We start from the raw sequence: 21672 nt of genomic DNA on the forward strand, positions 1-21672 counted from the left end.
TTAGGCGACATGCATTAGCGCCCCTCATCCAGCCGATCGCGCAGGATGCTTAGGGGAAGCAGCATGTTTGGCGCATGCCGCATCAGGCCGTGGAACGGGATCGGCGACGGCGGCGCAAACGGAAGCGGCAAATCCTGAGGCTTCGCTCCACCAGCCCAATCCGCAAGCACCTTGCCCATGGCTATGGTCATAGCGATGCCACGCCCGTTGCAGGCAAAGCCCGCGATCAGGCCATGCCCGAGATCGACGAGGTGCGGCAGGAAATCGGGCTCGACGGCAGCTATCCCCGACCAGCTGTAGGCGAGCGGCGGCAGTTCGGGAAGCTCGAGATGCCTGGCAAGCCGTCGCCAGATCGCCTGCGGCACGCGGACGTCGGCGCCGGGACCAAGACTATGCATGCCGCCGGTTATCAGCCTGTTTTCGCTGTCGAAGCGGAAGGTGAAAAGATTGCGCCTGGTGTCGCCGACGCCTTGCCCGCCGGGAAGCAGGCGGGTGCGTATTTCTCGCGGCAGCGGCGCCGTCGCGATCTGGAAAATCTTCAGCGGGAAGTAGGTTCGCTGCAGCGTGCGGTCCAGTGGCCCGCCATAGGCGTTGGTGGCAATCAGCACCTTTCCGGCGCGCACCGAGCCCGATTCCGTCTTCAAAACCCAGCCATTCCCGTTGCGATCGATCGATACAACGCGCGTATGCTCGAAGATGCGGGCTCCGGCCTTTTCCGCCGCATCGGTGAGCCCGCGTGCATAGTCGACCGGATTGAGGACGCCGCCCGAACGGTCCATCCAGCCGCCCAGATAACCGCGAACACCCGTCAGGTCCTTGATCGCCTGTCTGTCCAGCGCAACAGCCGGTTTCCCGCGCCTTGCCCACTGCTCGGCGCGCGATCTGGTCTTTTCCAAAGCGGCCTGTGAATGGGCCGGTTGTATCCATCCGCTCTGGACGGCGTCGCAGTCGATGCCGTGCCGCTTGATCAGGTCGAAGACGAGATCGGCGCTGCCGGCCGCGAAATCGACAAGGCGTTCGCCGCGCTCTGGCCCGAGCTGGGCAATGATATCGTCGGGATCCCTTTTCGCGAAATTCGGCACGACGAAGCCGGCATTCCTGCCGGTTGCACCCCAGGCGGTGATTTCCGCTTCGAGGACGACGACCGAGATGCCTTTTTGTGCGGCGTGCAACGCGGTCGAAAGGCCCGAAAATCCGCCGCCGACAATTGCCAGATCGACATCGAGCGCGCCTTCAAGGGCGGGCCGTTCGCGGCGATTGCGACTGACGGCGTGCCAGAGGGAAAGCCCGGGAGACCCGGCAACGTGGATCATGACGCTGTTCCGCTCTCACCCGTAGCCACTTTGGCACGCTTGCCGAACCTTGGACGCCGCGGCCTGTCGCCAAACAGGCCGTTCGGCCTGACCAGAAGGATGACGCACAGCATCACGCCGATCGCCACGATCTGCAGCGAGGCGGCGCGGGCCTGCTGTTCGGGCGAGAACAGCACACTGGTAAGGCTTCCCGATCCGGCCCATATCGCCCAGACCAGGATGCTGCCGACGACGGCGCCCTTGTTGCTGCCCGAGCCGCCGACGATCAGCATCACCCAGACTTGGAAGGTCAGTATAGGCAGATAATTGTCAGGCGCGATAAAGCCGGTGAAATGCGCCTGCAGAGCGCCGGCCAGTGCCATGATGCCACCGCCAACGGCAAAGGCCTGGACGCGGTAGAAGCGTGCGCTTTTCCCCAGGGATATCGCGGCCCGCTCATCCTCCCGAAGCGCCTTCAACACGCGCCCCCACGGGCTGCGCGACAAATGCTCCAGCGCGAGATAGACGATCAGCGTCACCACCGAGACGACGGCAAGGTTCGACAGGTTGAACAGCAAAGGCGTCTCGGCGAGGCCTCCGAAAGGACGCGGAATGAAGCCGATGCCGAACGGGCCGCCAGTCAGCTTCTGGGCATTGAGCGCCACCAGCTGCACGACGACGGCGACGCCGAAGGTGGTGATCGCCAGATAGTCGGATCGCAGCCGCAGCGTGGCGATGCCAGTGATGGCGGCGGCGATGCCGCCCGCCAGCATGGCGCCGAGCCACCCGGCAAGGATAGGCAGGTCGAAGCCGCCGAGGCGTGCGGCATCGTCGGGCGTGGTCAGCAGCGCCGAGGTGTAGGCGCCGATGGCGATGAAGCCTGCGAGCCCGACATTGAAAAGGCCGGTGAGCCCCCATTGCAGGTTGAGCCCGAGCGTGACGAGCGAAAAGATCAGCGCGGTCGTCAGGAAGAAAGCGCCATAGCCGAGCAGATCCATCAGCGTTCTCTCACTCCGAAAAGGCCGATAGGCCGCACGAACAGCACCGTCATCAGGATGATGAAGGAGACGGCGGCGCGCCATTCGGCGCCGATCAACTGTACCGCGCCGGCTTCGGCCATACCGATGATCAATCCGCCGAGAACGGCGCCCGGCACGCTGCCGATGCCGCCGAGAATGGCGGCCGCGAACATCGGCAGCAGCATGTCGAAACCCATGAATGGCCGGATCTGGATGAGAATGCCGATCATGACGCCGGCGACGCAGGCCAGCGCCCCGCCGACGATCCAGGTGACGCGCACGACCTTGGCGACGTCGATGCCGACAATGCGCGCCAATGCCGCGTTCTGGCTCAGTGCCTGCATCGAACGGCCGGTCTGGGTGCGCGTGATCAACAGATGCACGCCGAGCACGAGAACGGCGGTGACCAACAGCAAGGCGATCTGATCGGGGGTGATGCGAATGCCGAAGCCGACCGGCATGGCGATCTGGATGGCCCGGCTGAAATAGGTCGGGCGCGAGCCGAAGATGAATTCGAGCAGGCTCCTCAGTGCCATCGAGGCGCCGAAGCTCGCCATCACCACGATGATCGCCTGGCCCTTGGCCCTGAGCCGCGCGAACAGCACCATGTCGAGCGAGAGCGCCAACAGGCCGGTGATCGTCATGCCGACGACGACCGCCACGATCAGCGGCCAGCCGAAGGAGAGGGGAGCGATCGGCGCGATTTTGCCGAACATTGCGCCGATGGCGCCGACGACGGCGAGCGTCGCATAGGCGCCCCAGGCCATGAAGTCGCCATGCGCGAAGTTCGAGAAGCGCAGGATCGAATAGGTGAGCGTCACGCCGATGGCGCCGAGGCCGATCATCGAGCCCGCCAGCAGCCCGTCGACGACAAATTGCAGGCTCACGCCGCGCCCCCTTTGCGAGAGTGCCGGTCTCTTTCAGGATCGAGGCGGCGCTGGCCAAGATAGAGCTCGGCGACGACCGGATCGTTCCACAGCTCGGAGGCGACGCCCTCATGCCGGTCCTTGCCCTCGACCAGCACGTAGGCGCGATCGCCGATGGCAAGCGCTGCCTTGGCGTTCTGTTCGACCAGCAGAATGGTGACGCCGGATATGCGTATACCGGCCAGCATCTCGAACACCATCGCCACGAATTTCGGCGACAGGCCTGCCGACGGTTCGTCGAGCACCAGCACCTTGGGATGGACGATCAGCGCCCGGGCGACGGCCAGCATCTGCCGCTGTCCGCCCGAGAGATTTCCGGCGGCGGTTCTGCGCTGACGGGCGAGATCGGGAAAGGCCGCATACATTTCCTCGATGCGGGCAGGGGTCTCGCGCGGCTTCAGGATGCCGCAGGCAACCTTCAGATTGTCCTCGACCGACATCAAGGGGAAGATGTTTTCGGTCTGCGGCACGAAGGCAAGGCCGAGGCGGACCATGGTGTGGGCAGGTGCGGCGGTGATATCCTTGCCGTCCAGCAGGACCGTGCCGCCGGTGATCGGGACAAGGCCGGCGATCGCCTTGATCAAGGTCGACTTGCCGGCGCCGTTGGGGCCGAGAACGACAACGATCTCGTCCTTGTCGACGGTGATCGAGGCGCCGCGCACGATCGGCACGCCTGGCTCGTAGCCGGCTTCGAGATCGCGGACATCGAGAACCGTCTGGCTCATGCCGCGCCTCCGAGATAGGCCTCGATGACGCGCGGATCGCGTGCCACCTCGTCCGGAGTGCCTTCGCACAGAAGCTGGCCGCTCGCCATGACCAGCACGCGGTGGCAGAGCCGCGTCACCATGTCGATATTGTGCTCGATCAGCAGGAAGGTGATGCCGCTTCTGTTGATGTCGCGGATGCGGTCGATGATGACTTCGAGCAGCGTCGCGTTGACGCCGGCCGCCGGTTCGTCGAGCAGGATGATCGCAGGGTCGGCCATCATGACGCGGGCGAGTTCGAGCAGTTTGCGCTGGCCGCCGGAAAGCACACGCGCCGGTTCGTGCGCGAGGTGGGCAAGCTTGACAAGTTCGAGCAGCTCGATGGCTCTCGTCTCGGCAGCCAGCTCCTCGGCGGCGACCCGCCGTGGTATCAGGAAGTTGGCGAGCAGTCTTTCTCCGGCTTGTCCCTGCGCGGCCAGCATGACGTTTTCGATCAGCGTCAGGTTGGGCAGTGGCCGGGGGATCTGGAACGTGCGGCCAAGGCCGCGGCCGATGCGGCGATGGGCTGGCTCTCCCGATACCGGTGTGCCGTTGAGAAGGATCTCGCCGCTGGTCGGAAGGATGCTGCCGGCCAGCAGGTCGAACATCGTCGTCTTGCCGGCGCCGTTCGGGCCGATAAGGCCGAGTATTTCACCCGGCTGGACGTCAAACGAGACATCGTCGACCGCGACGAGGCCACCGAAGCGCCTGACGACGTTCCTGGCCGTCAGAACCGGCATGTGGGTTTCCGCCCGCTGTCGTGCGGTTGTGTCACTCATAGGACCCTCTGGCCCGAAAGCGATCGTCGCCGCCTTCTGGTTATTGATTTGTGATCACACTTGCTTTGATCACGCTAATCGGCTTTAATTTCTTCCGCAAGCCGAAAACAGGCTGGAGACAGCCAAAACCGGGATGCCATGCAAAAGGCCGTTATCGAAAAGAACAATGAAACGATCGCGGCCCAGCTTACGCCGGTCGGCCGCGAGACCGTGCAGGATCGCGTCTATTCGGAGCTGCGCCGCGCCTTGATCGGCGGCCTTTTCGAGCCGAGCCAGGTTCTGACCATTCGTGGCCTCGCCGACGCGCTGGTCACCAGCACCATGCCGGTGCGCGAGGCGCTCGGGCGGCTGATCACGGAAAAGGCGCTGGAGGCGCTTCCCAATCGCTCCGTGCGCGTGCCGCCGATCACGCTGGAGCGTATCGACGATCTCCTGCGCGCCCGCTCCCTGATCGAGGGCGAAGCGATCGCGCTGGCTGCCACGCGCATGAACCCGCGCCAGATCGCTACGGTCGAAGCCATGCTCGGCGAGTGGGACGAGATGCGGGCGCTGAAGCACAAGAAGGATATCGACCGCGAGGCGACGCTCAACCAGAGCTTCCACTTCGAGATTTACCGTTGCTGCGGTTCCGCCGTGCTGATACCGATGATCGAGAGCCTGTGGCTGCAATCCGGGCCCTGCATCCGCGTTGCCATCTACGCATTTTCCGATGCTGGCGAGGTCGATACCGCCCACTATCATCGCAGCATCGTCGCGGCGCTTGCGAGGCAGGATGCGCAAGCAGCGCGCGAGGCGCTGGTGGCCGACATCAGCCGGCCCTTCGCCTTCCTGCGTGACAAGCTCCAATCCACAGCCAAGAAAGATTGAGGGCATGACGACGCCTGCCATCACGATCACCGAGCTGCGCTCAAAGCTTTCCGTGACGGCGCTGCTGCTGCCCGAAAAGGCGCCCGACAACGCTGCCTTCCTGCTGGCCTATCTCGAGCGGCCGCGCGTCGTTGCCGGCATCCATGCGATGTGGACGGGGCCGGAAATCTCCTGCCCGATTCCCGCCGCGGATCTCGAGGGCCAAACCTATGCCAAGCCCTTGCCGGCGGAGAATGTAACGCTGACGCCGCAGCCGGGCGATATCGTGCTGTCCTACGTGCCGCCCCGCATGTGGGGCGGCAATCCGAAGGCGATTTTCGACATCGGCCTGTTTTATGGAGCGGGCGCGCGTCTCTTGTTCCCGATCGGCTGGCTGGCCGGAAGCGTCGTCGCGCAGGTGCGCCCCGAGGAACGCGACCGGTTCGCCGACGCCTGCGGCGCGATCCGCCGCAACGGTGCTTGCGACATCACCTTCACCCGGGTGGAGATCTGAATGGCCGGACCAGACGACAGTTTCGAACTCTTCGACCTTCGCGTCGAGGCGATCATTCCGGAAGGCAAGCCGATCTATTGCGGCGCCAAACCAGGCGATTACTTCGAGCTCAAGGGCGAGATGCTGTCCATGCCGGCGGGACAGGGTTTTTCGATCTACTCGATATCGGCCGTCTTGCCGCTGCTCGCAGCCAAACAGCGCCCGACCCACAAGAACGACTGGATGACGTCGGACGCCGAGATCGCTTGTCCCGATCCCAATTGCGCCAGCCGGCTCAGGGTCGTCAGGACCGGCAAACGGCGGTTCAGCCATGCCGAAACCACGGCGGTGCCGCTGCCGAAGGAGAATGACCAGAGATGACCGCCACGGCTTTCGAGCTCAGCCCCGGCTATACGATCTCGCGCGTCATTCGCGGCGGCTGGCAGCTTGCCGGCGGGCACGGCGCGATCGACCGCGAACAGGCGGTAACCGACCTGATCGCCACCTTCGACGCCGGCATCAGGAGCTATGATTGCGCCGATATCTATACCGGGGTCGAAGAGCTGATCGGCGCGGCGCGGCTGCGGCTGGCCAACGAGCGCGGCCTCGACGTTGCCGCCAGGATGAAGGTGCACACCAAGCTGGTGCCCGACCTCGAAAGGCTTTCCAGCATTAGCCGCGACTATATCAGAGGCATCGTCGACCAGTCGCTGCGGCGGCTGAAGACCGAGCGGCTCGATCTCGTGCAGTTCCACTGGTGGGATTATGCGCTGCCCGGCTATGTCGATGCGATGGGCTGGCTCGATGACCTTCGCCGGGAAGGCAAGGTGCGCAACATCGGCACCACCAATTTCGACACACAGCATTTGGCCGAGATCCTGGCCGCCGGCGTGCCGCTGGTCAGCCAGCAGCTGCAATACTCCGTGCTCGACCAGCGGCCGGCCACCAGCCTTGCGGCACTCGCCAGCCAGAGCGGCGTCAGTTTCCTGTGCTACGGTTCAGTGGCGGGCGGCTTCCTGAGCGAAAGATGGCTTGATGCTACCGAGCCGCAAACGCCGCTCGAAAACCGGTCGCTGGTCAAATACAAGCTGATCATCGACGATTTCGGCTGCTGGGAGCTTTTCCAGGAGTTGCTGCGGGTATTGAAGGCGGTCGGCGAGCGCCATGGCGTCGATATCGCCACCATAGCCAGTGCCTGGGTGCTGGAGCAGCCGCAAGTGGCGGCCGTCATCGTCGGCGCCCGCAACCAGGCGCACGCCCTTGCCAATGCCAAAATCATGGACGTCGCGCTCGACGCCGATGACCGGGCGCGGATCGCCGCAGTGATCGCGCAAAGTCGCGGGCCCGTGGGCGACGTCTACACGCTGGAACGCGACCGTCACGGCCGCCATGGCTCGATCATGCACTATAATCTGAACGCAGGCCGGATATGAGCGGCGAGCTCTCTCTGTTTTCCCGCGCCAGCGCCGAGATCGTCGATCTGCATCGCTTCTTCGTCGGCTGGTTCGACAGGACGCGCGCCGACAGGACGGATTTCAGCCGCTTCGAACGCGTCATGGGCGAAGGCTTCGAGATGATCGCGCCGGACGGCCAACTCCTCGATCGCAACGCGGTGCTCGACCATATCAGGGCAAGCCGCGCCACCTGTGACGGCGACTTCGCCATCGCCATCGAGGATATCCGGGCCGTCTGGCAGGCCGGCGACACGATCGTCGTCTGCTACGTCGAGGCGCAGCAACGCGCCGGCAAGCGCAGCCGCCGTCGCTCTAGTGCCGTTTTCACCACCAGTTCATCGGCGCCCAACGGCGTTGAATGGCGACATCTGCATGAAACCTGGCTGCAGATGTCGGAAGGCTGAACAGGCTCAAGACATGAATCGAACCAGAGTCGTGTGACGAAAGGGGAACAACAATGACAAAGACGATACTTCTGATCACCACCGCGCTAGCTCTGCTGACGGCAGCAGGTACAGCGCAAGCCGCCGATTGCAAGATCACCGTCGGCCTCGTCATGGAACTGACTGGCCCGGCCGGCGAATACGGCCAAGCCGGTGCCAAGTCGGTCGAAATGGCCTTCCGCGATATCAACGACGCCGGCGGCGTGCGCGGTTGCGATCTCGCGACCGACACCCGCGACAGCCAGAGCCAGGGCAACATTGCGGTCGATGCCGCGACCCAGCTTGTGCAGGTCAAGAAGGTGCCGGTGATCATCGGCGGCATCATCTCCTCGGTGTCGATCCCGATCCTGACCTCGGTCACCGCGCCGGCCAAGATCGTCCAGGTGTCGCCGGCTTCGTCGTCGCCGACGCTGACGGCGCTCGGGCGCGACGGCAAGACCAACGGCATCTTCTTCCGTACCATCACCTCGGATGCGCTACAGGGCGTCGCCGCCGCCAAGTACGCCATCGACAAGGGCTTCAAGAAACTGTCGGTCATCCACGTCAACAACGACTTCGGCGTCAACATGGTGGCCGAATTCTCGCGCGCCTATAAGGCGCTCGGCGGCACCATCGTCTCCGACACGCCCTACAATGAAAAGCAGTCGAGCTATGCCTCGGAAGTGACCGCGGCGATATCAGGCGAGCCGGATGGGCTTTATCTCGTCAGCACGCCTGTCGACGGCGCAACCATCGCCCGCGCCTGGATTTCGCAGGGCGGTGTGCAGAAATTCCTGCTCAATGACGGCATGAACAGTCCGGACTTCATCGAATCCGTCGGCGCCGATTACCTGAAGGACGCCTATGGCACTTCCTCGGGCACCAGCCCGACCGCATCGACCGAGTATTTCACCAAGCATTACAAGGAATTTTCCGGCATCGAACCGTCGAACCCGGCGGCCGATCGCTCCTATGATGCCGGCGCCATCGTCGGCTTGGCAATCGCCATTGCCGGCTCCGAGGATCCGGCCAAGATCAAGGATGCGATCTACAAGGCGGTCGATCCGGCCGGCACGCCAATCTATGCCGGCAAGGACGAGTTCGCCAAGGCGCTCGGCCTGATCAAGGATGGCAAGCCGATCCGCTACGAAGGCGTCATCGGCCCGGTCGCCTTCGACAAATACGGCGACATCACCGGCCCGTTCCGTCTCTGGAAGATCGTCGACGGCACGGTGACGACCGACGGCGAAATGACGACGGATGATGTCAACGCCCTGCAGGCGAAGCTTCAGTAAGGCGCCTATGCCTTGTCCGGCATCATTTCATTGAGGTTGATGCCGGACATCGTCCCGACTCGCGCGCTCCAGCTAATAGAGCGGCTTGGCCATGTGCCGGGGCGTCGGCCATTCGGTCGTAATCCCGGGCTGTACCGGCCGCTCGAGATAGGTCGACAGAACCACGTAGCTTCGCGTCGAGGTGACGCCGGGCGTTTCGTAGAGACGCGACAACAGGCCTTCGAGCGCCCTTGTGTCCTCGGTGCGGACCTTGATCAGCATGCATGTGTCGCCGGCCACCGAATGAATCTCTTCGACTTCCGGGTGCTCGGAAATCGCCATCAGTTCGGGGGTCTTTCCCCAGCCCTTGGTGTCGATGTGCACGAAGGCAAGCAGCGGCTTGCGCACCGCCTTGGGATCGATGAATGCCGCGGTGTTGCGGATGGCGCCGCTGCGCCGAAGCCGCTTCACCCGTTCATGGGCCGCCGGCGGCGACAGGCCGACGCGATCACCGAGCTCAGCATAGCTGACCGTGGCGTCGTCGACCAGAACGCCTAATATTTTTCGGTCGATTGCGTCGACATCGCGAGCTGCAGGCTTGTTCTCCGGAATGCCATCTGTTTCTTCATCCATATCAAAATTCCTGGTTGATGCAGAATTTAATACGGCCATTATCGCCATATGTCGAACAGTGATCAAGTCGCAACATTGACGGCAGCGCCCAGGGCACCTATCCCGGCGCTCGCCTATCTCCTGACCGGATGCATCGCCGTGATCGGCTCGAACTCGCTGGTTCTCGGTCCGATAGCACCGTCGGTGGCCGCATCGTTTGCGACAAGCGTGCCGGTCGTCATGATCGCGTCCGCCGCGTTCGGGCTTGGCACATCGGCAAGCGCCTTGTTTCTGGCGCGCTATATCGATCGGCTTGGCGCCCGCCGCATGCTGCAAGGCGCGTTGCTGCTGCTGGCGGTCGCGCTTGTCGCCAGCGCCGCCGCGCCGACGGTGACGGCGCTGGTTGCGGCCCAGCTCCTCGCCGGCATCGCCGCCGGCGTCGCCATGCCGGCCATCTACGCCAGCGCCGCTGCGATCGCGCCGCCTGGCCGCGAAAGCGGGACGATCGGCGTCGTGCTGACAGGGTGGACGCTCAGCATGGTGGCCGGCGTCTCGTTGTCGGCGGTGCTTGCCGATCTGGTGCATTGGCGCGCTGTTTTCGCGGCTGTCGCGGTCCTTGCGGTGCTCGCGTTGACCGGTCTTACGCTGACGTCGCTGAGCGACGCCAGGAAAAGCGGCCCGGCGCCAACGCCGTTCGGCGCCTTGGCAGTTCCCGGCATAGTGCCGCTCCTAGTCGCCTGCGGCGCCTTCATGACCGCCTTCTACGGCGTCTATGGCTATCTTGGCGATCACCTTCACAACGGCTTGGGACAGCAGGTCAGCGCCAACGGGCTGGCGGCGCTCGCCTATGGCGCGGGCTTCGGCATGGCGGCGCTTCTGGACGGCCTGATCGATCGCCTGGGCGCGCGACGCGTCATGCCGTTCGCCTATCTCCTCGTCGCGATCGTCTATGTCGCGCTTGCCGCGGCAAGCAATAGTTTCCATCTGACCCTGGCGATGGTGGCTGTCTGGGGGCTTGCCAATCATTTCGGGTTGAACGTCCTGGTGATGCGCCTCTCGGCGCTCGATCCGGCGCGGCGCGGCACGATCATGGGCTTGAACAGCGCGGTGACCTATCTTGCGGTGTTTATCGGCACCACGGCCTTCGGACCGCTTTATTCCGGCTTTGGTTTTGCGGCATCGGCGATGGTCGCATCCTTGCTCATGCTGGTTGCCGCTTCGGCGGCGGCGTGGCAATCGCCGCGGTCCGTGTAGCCGCGGACTGTCGCAAGCGCCGTCTTGAGCCACGCGGCGGGAGAGCTTGCGCCCCGTCCTTGTCCTTCGATAAATGCAAATGAAAGTGCCACAGCGTCCAGACGGGCGCGCGGCGCTGTATACCGATATCCAGCCGCGAGCCTGTCCGGACATGCGATGAACACGACGCTTGAAACGACCGCCGACCCTTCGCCCAAGGAGATCGCTTTTCTGGGAGAACGGCTCAGCGCGTTCAACGACAGCGACGTCGGTGCGGCCGGGAGGAAGGCGCTCGCCGTGTTCGTGCGCGATGAACACGGTGCGGTTGTCGCCGGCATCTCGGGATACACCGCCTGGGGCTGGCTCTATGTCCAATGGCTGTGGGTCGATGAACGACTGCGCGGCCAACACAACGCCGGCAGGATGCTGGATGCGGCCGAACAGGAAGCCGTCGCACGCGGCTGCCACGGCGCCTTGATCGACACGTTCAATCCCAGGGCAGTCAAGGCTTATGAGCGCCAGGGATATCGGCCCTTCGGCATTCTCCCCGACTTTCCCGTCGGCCGCAGCCGCGTCTTCCTGCAGAAGAAATTGTTGGCTTAAAGCGCCTCGCGTCTAAAGGGACCGCTGCGCACTTTTGGGCGATATGCATCAGTTAGCCGGCAAGGCGTCCGCCGCGCATCGGCTGTGGCACACCGGTGGTGGTCGGGAAGCTGATTGGCAGACCTCTCAGCACGCGAACCGCAAGGAAGGCGAAGCACTCCGCCTCCACCGCGTCACCCTTCCAGCCGAGCGCCTCGGCCGGCACGGCTTCGACGCCAGCGCGGCTGGCAAGCATGGCCATGATCGTAGGGTTGTGGCGGCCGCCACCGCTGACCACCAGCCGCTTCGGCCGGCGCGGCAGCAGGTCGAGTGCCTTGCCGACGGCGGCGACGGTGAATGCCGTCAGCAGTGCTGCGCCATCCTCAGCGTTCATTCCGTCCGCCATGGCCGCGCCGAAATCAAACCGGTCCAGCGATTTTGGATAGGGCTTGGCCAGATAGGGATGCTGCAAGAGCTTGGCCAACTTGGCTTCGTCGACGGTGCCGGTCCGCGCGAGCGCGCCGTCGCGATCCATTTCGCCTAGCCCCTTCGCCTTGATGAAATCGTTCAGCGGCGCGTTGGCCGGCCCGGTGTCGAAGGCGACGACATTGTCCTTGCCGTCCCACCAGGTGATATTGGCGACTCCGCCGAGATTGAGGACCGCCGTGTCGCCGCTGGCATCGGCCTCGCGCAGCAGCGCGGCATGATAGGCGGCGGACAGCGGCGCGCCTTGCCCGCCGGCGCGCATGTCGGCCGAGCGGAAATCATAGGCGACCTTGGTGCCCAGAATGGCGTGCATCAACGCACCATCGCCGAGCTGGCGGGTCTGGCCGAGCCGGCCGGCCTGCGGGGCGCGATGCAGCACGGTCTGGCCATGGAAGCCGACGACGCCGATATCGGCCATCGCAAGCCCGTAACCTTCGACCAGGTTCCTGACGGCTGCCGACTGGGCGCGCGTCAGCCTCTCTTCGGCTTCGCGGAAGATCGCCGGCTCCGGCCCGGTAAAATTCCAGATCCTTGCCTGGCGCAGCGTCTCCTCAAGCAGGGTTCGGATCGACTGCGGATAAGGCGCCAGCGTGTAGGTGCCGAAATCCTCGATCCGCTCGCCGTCGGTCTTGATCAGCGCAACGTCGATGTTGCCGTCGAGGACGGTGCCGGTCATCAGACCTACGGCCCAGATTGGTTCCATGATCGATTCTCTTGTTTGAGCATGATCTTCTCCAAACCGGAGGTCAGCGAAGCAAAAGCAGGTTTCCACTTTTCGCTGGCGCGGTCCTTCGGTTCGGGATCATGCGCTCTAGGCTCGTTGACGAGACCGCCGACCGGTTGGCGAAGCGCTACGATCCCGCTGTTGAAATGACGTGTCGGATGAATCCGGCTGGTAAGCAAGGTCCATGCCTTGCCTTTATCGAAGTCGATCCACAGCCCGGTGCCGGTAAAGCCGGTATGCCCGGTCGTTCCCAGGCTGCACAACCGGCTATCCATGCGGCTTCACACCGTCCTTTCGCCGATCGCCTTTCGCAGGAACCCTCCCGCATTGCCGAGCGCCTTGCGCGCCTCTTCGACGCCCATGCCGGTGATCGTCACCAGTATCGCCAGCTTCACGTCATTGCCGGTCTGGTGCAGTGCATGTCGTGCCTGTTGTGCCGAGCAACCGGTCGTCTGCATCACGATCCTGACGGCCCTGGCGACGAGCTTCCTGTTGCTGGGGTTAAGGTCAACCATCAGGTTCTGATAGCTCTTGCCGATCCGGATCATGCTGGCGGTCGTCAGCATGTTGAGGACGAGCTTCTGCGCCGTTCCCGACTTCAGCCGGGTCGAGCCGGTGATAACCTCGGGGCCGACAAGCGGAGAGATGGCGATGTCGGCCATGCCGGCGATGACCGATCTGGGATTGCAGGACAGCGCCACGGTGGTTGCTCCCACCTGCCTTGCATAGGTCAAGCCGCCGATGACATAGGGCGTGCGTCCGCTGACCGCGATGCCGACCACCACATCGTCCGCTGTCAGCTTGATTTCCTGCAGCGCCTTCATGCCCTGCTTGGGATCATCCTCGGCGCCCTCAACTGCCTGCACCAGCGCGTCGGGACCGCCCGCGATCAGGCCCATCACCATTCCCTCAGGCACGCCGAAGGTCGGCGGACACTCCGTAGCATCGAGAACCCCCAGCCGGCCGCTCGTGCCGGCGCCCATATAGACAAGCCGCGCACCTTTCTGGAAAGCGCCAACAATCCGGTCTACGGCGGCGGCGATTTCCGGGATGACCTTCTCGATGGCGGCCGGAACGCCGCTGTCCTCGTCATTGATCTTGCGCAGGATATCGATGGTCGGCAGCAGGTCGATATCCATCGTCTTCGGGTTCCGGTCCTCGGAAACCAACCGCTCCAGCTCCAACATCAATCCTTGTTCGCTCATCCACTTGCTTTCAAAGTTCTTGCCGTCGGCAGTAGATTTCAAAGTTCTTGCCGTCGGCAGTAGATAATGTGATGTCGCGCCAAGCGTCGACCAGTGCCAGCGGTCGGTATTGGCTTTCGTGTCGGCTATTCCGGTTCTGATTTGTTAAATACCGAACCGTGCCCGTCGCATTGGTCTGGCCGGAGTCGGCGCCTCGTCGCTCAGCCCGTCGACTTCGGCCGTGGTAAAGCTATTTGGACTTGCGCCAAGAAGGGCGGCTTTCAGAGATTACCGGCCCAGAAGGTTGCGTTCGACCGTTTTGAGGTGGGCAAGCATCGCTTGGTTGGCGCTTTCGGGATCACGATGCAGCAATGCGTCCAATATGGTCTGATGCTCGCTGCAATAGGTTTGCCGGCGTTCCTCCGAAAACGAACGTTTCTTCATTTCGAACCAGGGCGACTGGTTGCGGATCGTGCGCATGAGATTGTGAATCTCTTTCAGGAAATCATTGCGGCAGCATGCGAAAACGCGGTGATGGAATTCGGCGTCCCAGTGCTCGAAGTTCGGCATGTCCTCGGCCTCGCATGCGGTCTGATGGGCTTCACGGACCGCATTCAGTTCCGCCATGCTGGCATTGGTCGCGGCGAAGGCCGCCGCGGCCGGTTCCAGCAGCTGCCTGACCTCCATCATGTCGGCAGGGCTGGTGCCCTCCATCCGCGCGACTGTCGCGGCGATGGAGTCCGGATTGGTTGTGGTCAAAAAGGTGCCGCGTCCGACATGCCGCACTACCGTGCCGTCGTCCTCCAGGAAACCCACGGCACGACGCACCGTATTGCGGGCCACGCCGAACTCGACCGCCAGGTCGCGCTCGGGCGGCATCCGGCCGTCCTCAAGCCATTCCCCGGAGGAAATCCGCTTCTTGAGCATGACGGCGATGTCGTTGGCGACGAGCTTGGGCATTCGGTAATGCTCTTTATCTGATCCAATGTTGGACCAATAATATCAGTCTCTGCGCAGTTGGTCTAGCGTCTGAACAGATCCAGGCAGTTAAACTGTAGACTTTCATCGGATTATCTCACAAAATCCTCTTGCAGCCTAAACCAATCGGCGGTAGCGTGTAACAAAAGAGCTGACATTGGCTCATAAAAGGTTCAGGGAGAGACGGGATGAGGGTCGCGACATTTTCGATCGCCGGCGAACGTCGCGTGGGAATTGTCGATCTCGACAGTCAGTCCGTTGCTCCTTTCGATATTCCCGTCGAGCAGGCGCTGTCGGGAGTGTTGGCGCTGTTGCGGCGGAACGGGGCTGGGATTCCGCGGACGCTTTCGCCGCTGCCGTTGGCGCAGGTCGAGCTTGAGGCGCCAATACCGCTGCCTGCCCGCAATATTTTTTGCGTTGGCAAGAACTATCACGAGCATGCGCACGAATTCGCCCGCAGCGGCTTCGATTCAAGCGCCGGCGCCGGCGTCGTGCCAAAGCACCCGATCATTTTTTCGAAGGTTCCCGAATCGGTCATCGCCAATCACGCCAGCGTGCTGATCGACCCGTCCGTGTCGACGGCAATCGACTATGAGGCGGAGTTGGCCGTCATCATCGGCAAGGGTGGGCGGGGCATTTCGAAAGAGAACGCTTACGATCACGTCTGGGGCTATACGATCGTCAACGACGTCACCGCCCGCGACCTGCAGGGAAAATACAGCCAGTGGCTGATCGGCAAGTCCCAGGACACGTTTTGTCCGATGGGGCCATGGGCCGTGACCAAGGACGAATTCGATCTGGAGAATGCCGGCATCCGTTGCTTCGTCAACGAGGACTTGCGCCAGGATTCCAAAATATCGCTGCTGATTTTCGATATTCCAACGATCATCTCGACGCTGTCGCAAGGCATCACGCTGAAGCCGGGCGACATCATCGCTACCGGCACGCCGGTTGGCGTCGGCATCGGCTTCGATCCGCCGAAATATCTCAAGGCCGGCGACCTTGTCCGGGTCGAGATCGACGGTATCGGCACGCTGGAGAACCGGATCGTGGAGCGGGTCCAATGACGACTGTCACCGTCGGCCAGATCGTTGCCGAAGTCACCGGTGAAGGTCACCCGATCGTCATGATCCACGGCCTCGGCGGAACATCGAACATGTTTCAGCCGCAGATGGAGGCGCTGTCGGCCTACCGTGTCATCCGGCTCGACCTGCCCGGTTCCGGCCGCTCGGCAAGGCCGCTCGAACCGCTGACGATCGAGATCATGAGCAGCGCCGTCATACGGGCGATGGAGGGCGTCGGCGCAACACGGGCCCATTTTGTCGGCCATTCCATGGGCACGATCGTTTGCCAGCAGATTGCGGCAACGCAGCCGTCTCTGGTGCGTTCGCTGGCGCTGTTCGGCGCACTGGCCGAGCCGGCGGAAGCGACGCGGCAAGGCCTTGCCAACCGGGCACGGCTTGCGCGCTCCGGCGGTATCGCCGACATCGCCGACCAGATTGTCGCCAATGCGCTGTCGGCGCATACTAGGGAAACGTCGCCCGCAGCCGTCGCCTTCGTGCGCGAATCCATCACCAGACAGGATCCGGAATCCTACGCCCGCACCTGCGAAGCCCTGGCCAAGGCGACCGCCGTCGATAGCGGACGGATCTCAGTGCCGACCTTGCTGGTCACCGGTGACGCCGACACGGTCAACCCGATGAGCGTCGGCCAGGCGCTTGCCGACAGGATCAAGGGGGCCATATTCTCGTCTCTCGATCGGTGCGGGCATTGGGCGACGGTGGAGTGCCCCCGCGAAAGCAGCCAGAAGCTCGCCGATTTTTTGAGACGCGTTGATAGGTGAGGATCGGAATTCGGGCGTAAAAACAGTACGCTCGACAGTTTGGGAGGTTTCTGATGGCAGACGACGGCTGGAACGGAAACGGTTCGGGCAACACGCTCTTTACCAATGTGCGTGTGCTCGATTCGACCGGGGAATATCCCTACACCGGCGAGGTGCTGGTTCAGGGCAACCGCATCAAGCAGATCACCAAGGGCTCGTCGCGCTTTGGCTCTTCGTCTGCGTCGTTGTCCTATGCTGGCGCGCCCGCAGGTGTCACGACCATCGATGGCATGGGCGCGACGCTGATGCCGGGCATGATCGACGCGCATCTGCATTTGTCCTGGAACAACGCACCCGGCATCGACCCGATCCAGATGATGGAGCTTGAAGAGCACATGCTGGTCACCATGGAGATGGCCAAGCTGGTGCTCGATGCCGGCTTCACAGCGGGCAGGGGAGCCGCGGCCGCCAAGCCGCGCCTCGACGTCGTTGCCAAGAAATTCATCAATCAGGGCCGTTTCCCGGGGCCGCGTTACCTCGCGGCCGGTCCGGAGATCACCACGGTCGGTGGCCTGGGCGATTCCGCGCCCTCGCACATTCCGCATGAGGGTCTCAACCTCGGTATCGTCGTCTCGGGGCCCGAAGAGATCCGCCGCACGGTGCGCCAGCTGATCAAGTACGGCGTCGATTCGATCAAGCTCAACCTGTCCGGTGAAAGCATCACCGGCATGGGTGCCGAAGAGACGCCGATGTCGGAGGAAGAGGTTGCGATGGCCGCCTCCGAGGCGCGCTGCCGCAACAAGGTGCTGTCGGCGCATGCCCGCTCGTCCGGCTCGGTCAAGCAGTGCATCCGCCATGGTATCCAGAACATCTACCACGCCTCGTTTGCCGACGAAGAATCGCTAGACATGCTCGAGGCGGCAAAGGACAAGCATTTCGTGGCACCCGGCATCGCCTGGCTCATCAACACCGCGCGCCATGCCGAGCAATGGGGCATCAAGCCCGGTTCCGCGCTCTCGCTTGAATATGAGCGCGAGCTCGAAATGTGCATCGACACGATGAAGAAGATGCACCGGCGCGGCATCCGCGTCTGCATCGGCGGCGACTACGGTTTTGCCTGGACGCCGCAAGGCACCAACGCCAAGGATATCCAGACTTTCGTCGAGATGCTCGGCTTCTCGCCGATGGAGGCGATCCAGGCCGGAACCAAATATGGCGGCCAGATCATGGGCATGGGCGACCAGCTCGGGCTGATCAAGGAGGGCTACCTCGCCGACATCCTGCTGATCGACGGTGACCCGATTTCGGATGTGCGCATCCTGCAGGACAAGAACCGCATCCTCGCCATCATGAAGGACGGCAAGTTCCACAAGGCCCCACGCATGAATGAGCAACGCCGCCGGCTGACCGCATGAGCATCCTCGACCGGCCATCTTCGTCCGACCTCTCGGGCGGCAGCATGACGCGCCGGCAGGCATGGGGCGTTTTCTGGCTGCTTGTCGCCGCGCTCGTCGCGTGGCTGGTCTTCGCCGTCTGGCCGGACTGGCTGAACGCGGTCCTGATCTCGAAGAAGGCGTTCGTCAGTGCGATCCTCAACGGGATCACCCTGGCCGGCCTCTATTTCCTGGTTGCCAGCGGCTTTACGCTGATCTTCGGGCTGATGCGCAACGTCAATCTTGCGCATGGCTCGCTCTATTTGCTCGGCGCCTATATCGGCTACGAAGTGGCGAACCGCACCGGTTATTGGCTGCTGGGCGTCGCCGCCGGCTTCATCGTTCTGGCGGCGGTCGGCGTCGTCATGCAAATCTTCGTCTTCCGTCGCCTGGAAGGCGACGATTTGCGCCAAACCCTGGTCAGCATCGGCATCTCGATCGTCGCGGCCGACCTGATGCTGGCGGTCTGGGCAGGCGGCACCTATCAGATCGCGGTGCCGGAATGGCTGGATGGCGCACTGACGCTGCCGGTGATCACGGCGGTGCGGTCGAACGGCGCATCGGTTTTCCTCACCTATCCACTCTACCGCCTTGTCGTGCTGGCGGCAGCGATCGTCATTGGCGTCGGCCTCTGGCTGATGCTGAACAAGACGCGCGTCGGCATGATGATCCGCGCCGGCGTCGATGACCGCGCCATGCTCTCGGCCTCCGGCGTCAATGTGCATGCGGTCTTTGCCATCGTTTTTGCCGTCGGCGCCGGGCTTGCCGGCTTTGCCGGCGTCGTCGGCGGTTCGGCGCTCTCGGTCGCGCCCGGCGAAGACATCCGCTATCTGCTTGCCTCGCTGGTCGTTGTCATCGTCGGCGGCATGGGTTCGATATCAGGCGCCGCCATCGGCGCGCTGCTGATCGGCCTCGCCGAGCAGATCGGCCTTGTCTATTTCCCGACCTACGGCATCGTGCTCACCTTCGTCATCATGGTGGTGGCGCTGGCGGTCCGGCCGCAAGGCATCATGGGGAAAGCGCGATGAGCCTGACCCTCGCCACGGATGCGACGGCGCCCCGACAGACATGGCTGGAAAAGCTTGGCCCGGGCCACGTCATCCTCGCCGTGGCTCTGGTCCTCTATCCGCTGGTGGCATCGGATTTCTTCCTGACGCAGATCGGCGGCTATTCGCTGATCTTCGGCATGCTCGCCTTGTCGCTGATGATGCTGGCAGGCTATGGCGGCATGGTCAGCCTGGCGCAGATCACCGTCGCCGGCATCGCCGCCTATGCCATCGCCATCCTCGGCAACAACAATTCGAACGTGCTCGGCTTTGGCTGGCCATGGTGGCTCGCGGCACCCTTCGCCGTGCTGGCGGCCGCGGTGGCTTCGGCGCTGATCGGCTGGATCTCGGTGCGTACCGAAGGCATCTACACCATCATGATCACGCTGGCGATCGCCACCGCCACCTACTATTTCGCCCAGCAGAACTACGCGATCTTCAATGGCCATTCCGGCTACGCCGGCATCCATGCTCCCTCGTTCTGGGGCGTCAACTGGCGCGATCCGAAAGCCTTCTATTACCTCTGTCTCGGTTTTGCGGTCCTGTCCTATGCGGCCATACTCTACGGCGCCCACTCCACCTTCGGCTTGACCTTGCAGGCGATTCGCGACAACCCGCGGCGGATGCGCGCGCTTGGCTATGACGTCACCGCGCACAAGGTCTTTGCCTGGTTTCTCGCCGGCATTATCGCCGGCCTGGCTGGCGTGCTCCTGGTCTGGTTCAACGGTCGCGTTTCGCCCGGCACCATCGGCGTGGACGTGGCGATCGACGTCTTGATCATCGCCGTGATCGGCGGTTTGCGGCATCCGATCGGGCCTTTCCTCGGCGCGCTCGTCGTTGTCCTGATGCAGACCTTCGCCATCGATATCGTCGGGGCCGAGCGTTTCAACACGCTGATCGGCCTGGTGTTCCTGGTGATCGTCTTCGTCTCGCCGGATGGAATTCTTGGGTTGTGGGGGAGGATCAAACCGCATCTTGCCCAGGAGTCCTTGCGTTCCGGCCCCTAGCCGCCGGGATGGAATGAACCACTGCAAAAACGTCAATCAAAGGGAGGAAAACATGAGGATACATCGACGCACACTGCTTGCGCTGGCACTTGCGACCGGGCTGACCGCGCCGTCGCTGGCGCTCGCTGCCGACGACACGATCAAGATCGGCCTGCTCGCGACCTTCGAGGGACCGTTCACGGTGCTCGGCGAAGACGGCGAGCGCGGCGCGATGACAGCGGTAGAGGAAGTCGGCGGCAAGGTCGCCGGCAAGACAATCGAGATCGTCAAGGGTTCGTCCGACGCGTCGCCCGACAGCGCGGTGCGCGCGGCACGCAAGCTGGTCGAGCAGGACGGCGTCAAGGTGCTGGTCGGTCCGCTTTCGGGCGATGAAGGTCTGGCCGTCAAGGACTATGCCAAGACCCAGCCGACCGTGACCTTCATCAACGGAACGTCGGCTGCGCAGGATACGACGCTGCGCAATCCGGCGGAAAACTTCTTCCGCTTCTCGACCGACGGCGCGCAATGGATGGCCGGCCTCGGCACCTATGCGTTCAACGACAAGGGCTACAAGAAGGTCGCCACAGTCGCCGAGGACTACTCCTTCCCCTACACGCAGGTCTTCGGCTTCATGGCCGAATTCTGCAAGGCTGGTGGCAAGGTGCCGTCGAAATCCTGGGTGCCGATCGGCAACAAGGACTATTCCTCCGTCATCGCCGCCATTCCCGACGACGTCGACGCCATCTATGTCGCGCTCGGCGGCGCCGATGCAGTGAATTTCCTGACGCAATACCAGCAGTCCGGCGGCACGGCACCCTTGATTGGCGGCTCCATCACCGTCGACCAGACCGTGCTGACCTCGAAGGGCAAATTGCGCGACGTTCTGATTGGCACGCCGGCCGCCGGCCCGACTGCCGATACCAACGACTCCCCGTCGTGGACGAAGTTCCTCGAGCAATACAAGAAACAGCCCGGCGCCTTCCCATCGCCCTCGCTCTTCGCCCATGGCTACTATGTCAACATGAAGGCGGCGCTGCTTGGCTTCGAACAGGTCGGCGGCGACGTCTCCGACGGCGGCGCCAAGCTGCGCGACGCACTCTCGAAACTGTCCTTCGACACGCCGACCGGCAAGGTGTCGCTCGACAAGAACCGCAATGCGATCGCCGACATCTTCCTGACCGAAGTCACCGAGGGGGCAGACGGCAATCTCCTGAACAAGCTGGTCAAGGTCGTGTCACAGGTCAACCAGACGCTCGGCATTCCGGAAGACGAGTTCATGAAGCTTGGCGCCGTCAATCGCGACAACCCGAGCTGCCCGTAACGCCTGACTTGCGAGTG

The 21672-nt window shown here is 63.3% G+C and carries 23 protein-coding genes and 1 pseudogene; 14 read left to right on the forward strand and 10 right to left on the reverse strand.

The genetic code is table 11. The features are described from left to right. Positions 1–14: 14 nt before the first annotated feature. From EJ066_RS15145 to EJ066_RS15165, 5 genes are read right to left on the reverse strand one after another with little or no spacing between them, the layout of a single operon-like run. Positions 15–1313: an FAD-dependent oxidoreductase gene (locus tag EJ066_RS15145; protein WP_126039035.1), complete on the reverse strand. Its 1299-nt coding sequence runs from the start codon at positions 1311–1313 to the stop codon at positions 15–17. Further along, positions 1310–2293, reverse strand: a complete 984-nt coding sequence (locus EJ066_RS15150) for a branched-chain amino acid ABC transporter permease (RefSeq protein ID WP_189644530.1) — start codon at positions 2291–2293, stop codon at positions 1310–1312. Before EJ066_RS15150 ends, EJ066_RS15145 begins: the two co-directional genes overlap by 4 nt. Beyond that, positions 2290–3198: a branched-chain amino acid ABC transporter permease gene (locus EJ066_RS15155; RefSeq protein WP_126039041.1), complete on the reverse strand. Its 909-nt coding sequence runs from the start codon at positions 3196–3198 to the stop codon at positions 2290–2292. Before EJ066_RS15155 ends, EJ066_RS15150 begins: the two co-directional genes overlap by 4 nt. Continuing rightward, positions 3195–3962: an ABC transporter ATP-binding protein gene (locus tag EJ066_RS15160; RefSeq protein WP_126039045.1), complete on the reverse strand. Its 768-nt coding sequence runs from the start codon at positions 3960–3962 to the stop codon at positions 3195–3197. The genes EJ066_RS15155 and EJ066_RS15160 overlap by 4 nt, the downstream gene beginning before the upstream one ends. Next, positions 3959–4759, reverse strand: a complete 801-nt coding sequence (locus tag EJ066_RS15165) for an ABC transporter ATP-binding protein (protein WP_126039048.1) — start codon at positions 4757–4759, stop codon at positions 3959–3961. Before EJ066_RS15165 ends, EJ066_RS15160 begins: the two co-directional genes overlap by 4 nt. Positions 4760–4897: 138 nt before the next feature. On the opposite strand from EJ066_RS15165, the gene EJ066_RS15170 reads away from it, so the two are divergent. The 6 genes from EJ066_RS15170 to EJ066_RS15195 are packed head-to-tail and all read left to right on the forward strand — an operon-like array spanning position 4898 to position 9269. Then, the gene (locus EJ066_RS15170) at positions 4898–5626 is read left to right on the forward strand and encodes a GntR family transcriptional regulator (protein ID WP_126039051.1); all 729 of its coding nucleotides are present in this window, start codon (positions 4898–4900) and stop codon (positions 5624–5626) included. Between the two features lie 4 nt (positions 5627–5630). After that, positions 5631–6119: a DUF3830 family protein gene (locus EJ066_RS15175; RefSeq protein ID WP_126039054.1), complete on the forward strand. Its 489-nt coding sequence runs from the start codon at positions 5631–5633 to the stop codon at positions 6117–6119. Beyond that, on the forward strand, positions 6120–6479 hold the full coding sequence (locus EJ066_RS15180) for a TIGR04076 family protein (protein WP_126039057.1): 360 nt from the start codon (positions 6120–6122) through the stop codon (positions 6477–6479). It abuts the gene before it with no gap. Beyond that, a complete protein-coding gene (locus tag EJ066_RS15185) occupies positions 6476–7531 on the forward strand; it encodes an aldo/keto reductase (RefSeq protein WP_126039062.1) in 1056 nt (351 codons plus the stop codon). The genes EJ066_RS15180 and EJ066_RS15185 overlap by 4 nt, the downstream gene beginning before the upstream one ends. After that, entirely contained in the window at positions 7528–7956 is a 429-nt protein-coding gene (locus EJ066_RS15190; RefSeq protein WP_126039065.1) for a DUF4440 domain-containing protein, read from the forward strand. Before EJ066_RS15185 ends, EJ066_RS15190 begins: the two co-directional genes overlap by 4 nt. A 53-nt stretch (positions 7957–8009) precedes the next feature. Beyond that, positions 8010–9269 carry an ABC transporter substrate-binding protein gene (locus EJ066_RS15195; protein WP_126039067.1) on the forward strand — a complete coding sequence of 420 codons (1260 nt, stop codon included), beginning with the start codon at positions 8010–8012 and terminating at the stop codon, positions 9267–9269. 72 nt (positions 9270–9341) lie between these two features. Here EJ066_RS15195 and EJ066_RS15200 read toward each other — a convergent pair whose 3' ends face one another. Beyond that, positions 9342–9881 (reverse strand): Lrp/AsnC family transcriptional regulator, encoded by a 540-nt coding sequence (locus EJ066_RS15200; RefSeq protein WP_126039070.1) that lies wholly within the window; start codon positions 9879–9881, stop codon positions 9342–9344. A 48-nt stretch (positions 9882–9929) separates the two neighbouring features. Here EJ066_RS15200 and EJ066_RS15205 point away from each other — a divergent pair, with 48 nt between their 5' ends. Both EJ066_RS15205 and EJ066_RS15210 read left to right on the forward strand, forming a co-directional pair. Continuing rightward, entirely contained in the window at positions 9930–11114 is a 1185-nt protein-coding gene (locus EJ066_RS15205; protein ID WP_126039072.1) for an MFS transporter, read from the forward strand. A 156-nt stretch (positions 11115–11270) separates the two neighbouring features. Then, positions 11271–11696, forward strand: a complete 426-nt coding sequence (locus tag EJ066_RS15210; RefSeq protein WP_126039075.1) for a GNAT family N-acetyltransferase — start codon at positions 11271–11273, stop codon at positions 11694–11696. A 52-nt stretch (positions 11697–11748) separates the two neighbouring features. On the opposite strand, the gene EJ066_RS15215 is transcribed toward EJ066_RS15210, so the two are convergent. From EJ066_RS15215 to EJ066_RS15230, 4 genes and pseudogenes are all read right to left on the reverse strand, one after another. After that, positions 11749–12864 carry an anhydro-N-acetylmuramic acid kinase gene (locus EJ066_RS15215; RefSeq protein WP_126039078.1) on the reverse strand — a complete coding sequence of 372 codons (1116 nt, stop codon included), beginning with the start codon at positions 12862–12864 and terminating at the stop codon, positions 11749–11751. A 116-nt stretch (positions 12865–12980) separates the two neighbouring features. Then, positions 12981–13148 (reverse strand): annotated as a pseudogene (locus tag EJ066_RS15220) (esterase); the annotation flags it as partial. Between the two features lie 18 nt (positions 13149–13166). Further along, positions 13167–14090: an N-acetylmuramic acid 6-phosphate etherase gene (murQ, locus tag EJ066_RS15225; RefSeq protein ID WP_126039081.1), complete on the reverse strand. Its 924-nt coding sequence runs from the start codon at positions 14088–14090 to the stop codon at positions 13167–13169. A gap of 267 nt (positions 14091–14357) precedes the next feature. Then, positions 14358–14996, reverse strand: a complete 639-nt coding sequence (locus tag EJ066_RS15230) for an FCD domain-containing protein (protein WP_245455178.1) — start codon at positions 14994–14996, stop codon at positions 14358–14360. A 239-nt stretch (positions 14997–15235) separates the two neighbouring features. Here EJ066_RS15230 and EJ066_RS15235 point away from each other — a divergent pair, with 239 nt between their 5' ends. Genes EJ066_RS15235 through EJ066_RS15260 form a run of 6 tightly spaced genes read left to right on the forward strand, consistent with a single transcriptional unit; the run spans position 15236 to position 21655 of the window. Further along, a complete protein-coding gene (locus EJ066_RS15235; protein WP_126039087.1) occupies positions 15236–16114 on the forward strand; it encodes a fumarylacetoacetate hydrolase family protein in 879 nt (292 codons plus the stop codon). Beyond that, positions 16111–16890 (forward strand): alpha/beta fold hydrolase, encoded by a 780-nt coding sequence (locus EJ066_RS15240; RefSeq protein ID WP_126039090.1) that lies wholly within the window; start codon positions 16111–16113, stop codon positions 16888–16890. Before EJ066_RS15235 ends, EJ066_RS15240 begins: the two co-directional genes overlap by 4 nt. Before the next feature lie 53 nt (positions 16891–16943). Beyond that, on the forward strand, positions 16944–18284 hold the full coding sequence (locus tag EJ066_RS15245; protein ID WP_126039093.1) for an amidohydrolase family protein: 1341 nt from the start codon (positions 16944–16946) through the stop codon (positions 18282–18284). Positions 18285–18328: 44 nt separating this feature from the next. Then, positions 18329–19330, forward strand: coding sequence for a branched-chain amino acid ABC transporter permease (locus tag EJ066_RS15250; protein ID WP_189644531.1), 1002 nt, complete (start codon positions 18329–18331; stop codon positions 19328–19330). Further along, complete coding sequence (locus tag EJ066_RS15255) at positions 19327–20355, forward strand: branched-chain amino acid ABC transporter permease (protein WP_126039100.1); 1029 nt, start codon at positions 19327–19329, stop codon at positions 20353–20355. Before EJ066_RS15250 ends, EJ066_RS15255 begins: the two co-directional genes overlap by 4 nt. Before the next feature lie 52 nt (positions 20356–20407). Beyond that, positions 20408–21655: an ABC transporter substrate-binding protein gene (locus EJ066_RS15260; RefSeq protein WP_126039103.1), complete on the forward strand. Its 1248-nt coding sequence runs from the start codon at positions 20408–20410 to the stop codon at positions 21653–21655. The last annotated feature ends 17 nt before the right edge of the window (positions 21656–21672 follow it).

The organism is Mesorhizobium sp. M9A.F.Ca.ET.002.03.1.2 (assembly GCF_003952365.1).
Classification (GTDB): Bacteria; Pseudomonadota; Alphaproteobacteria; order Rhizobiales; family Rhizobiaceae; genus Mesorhizobium.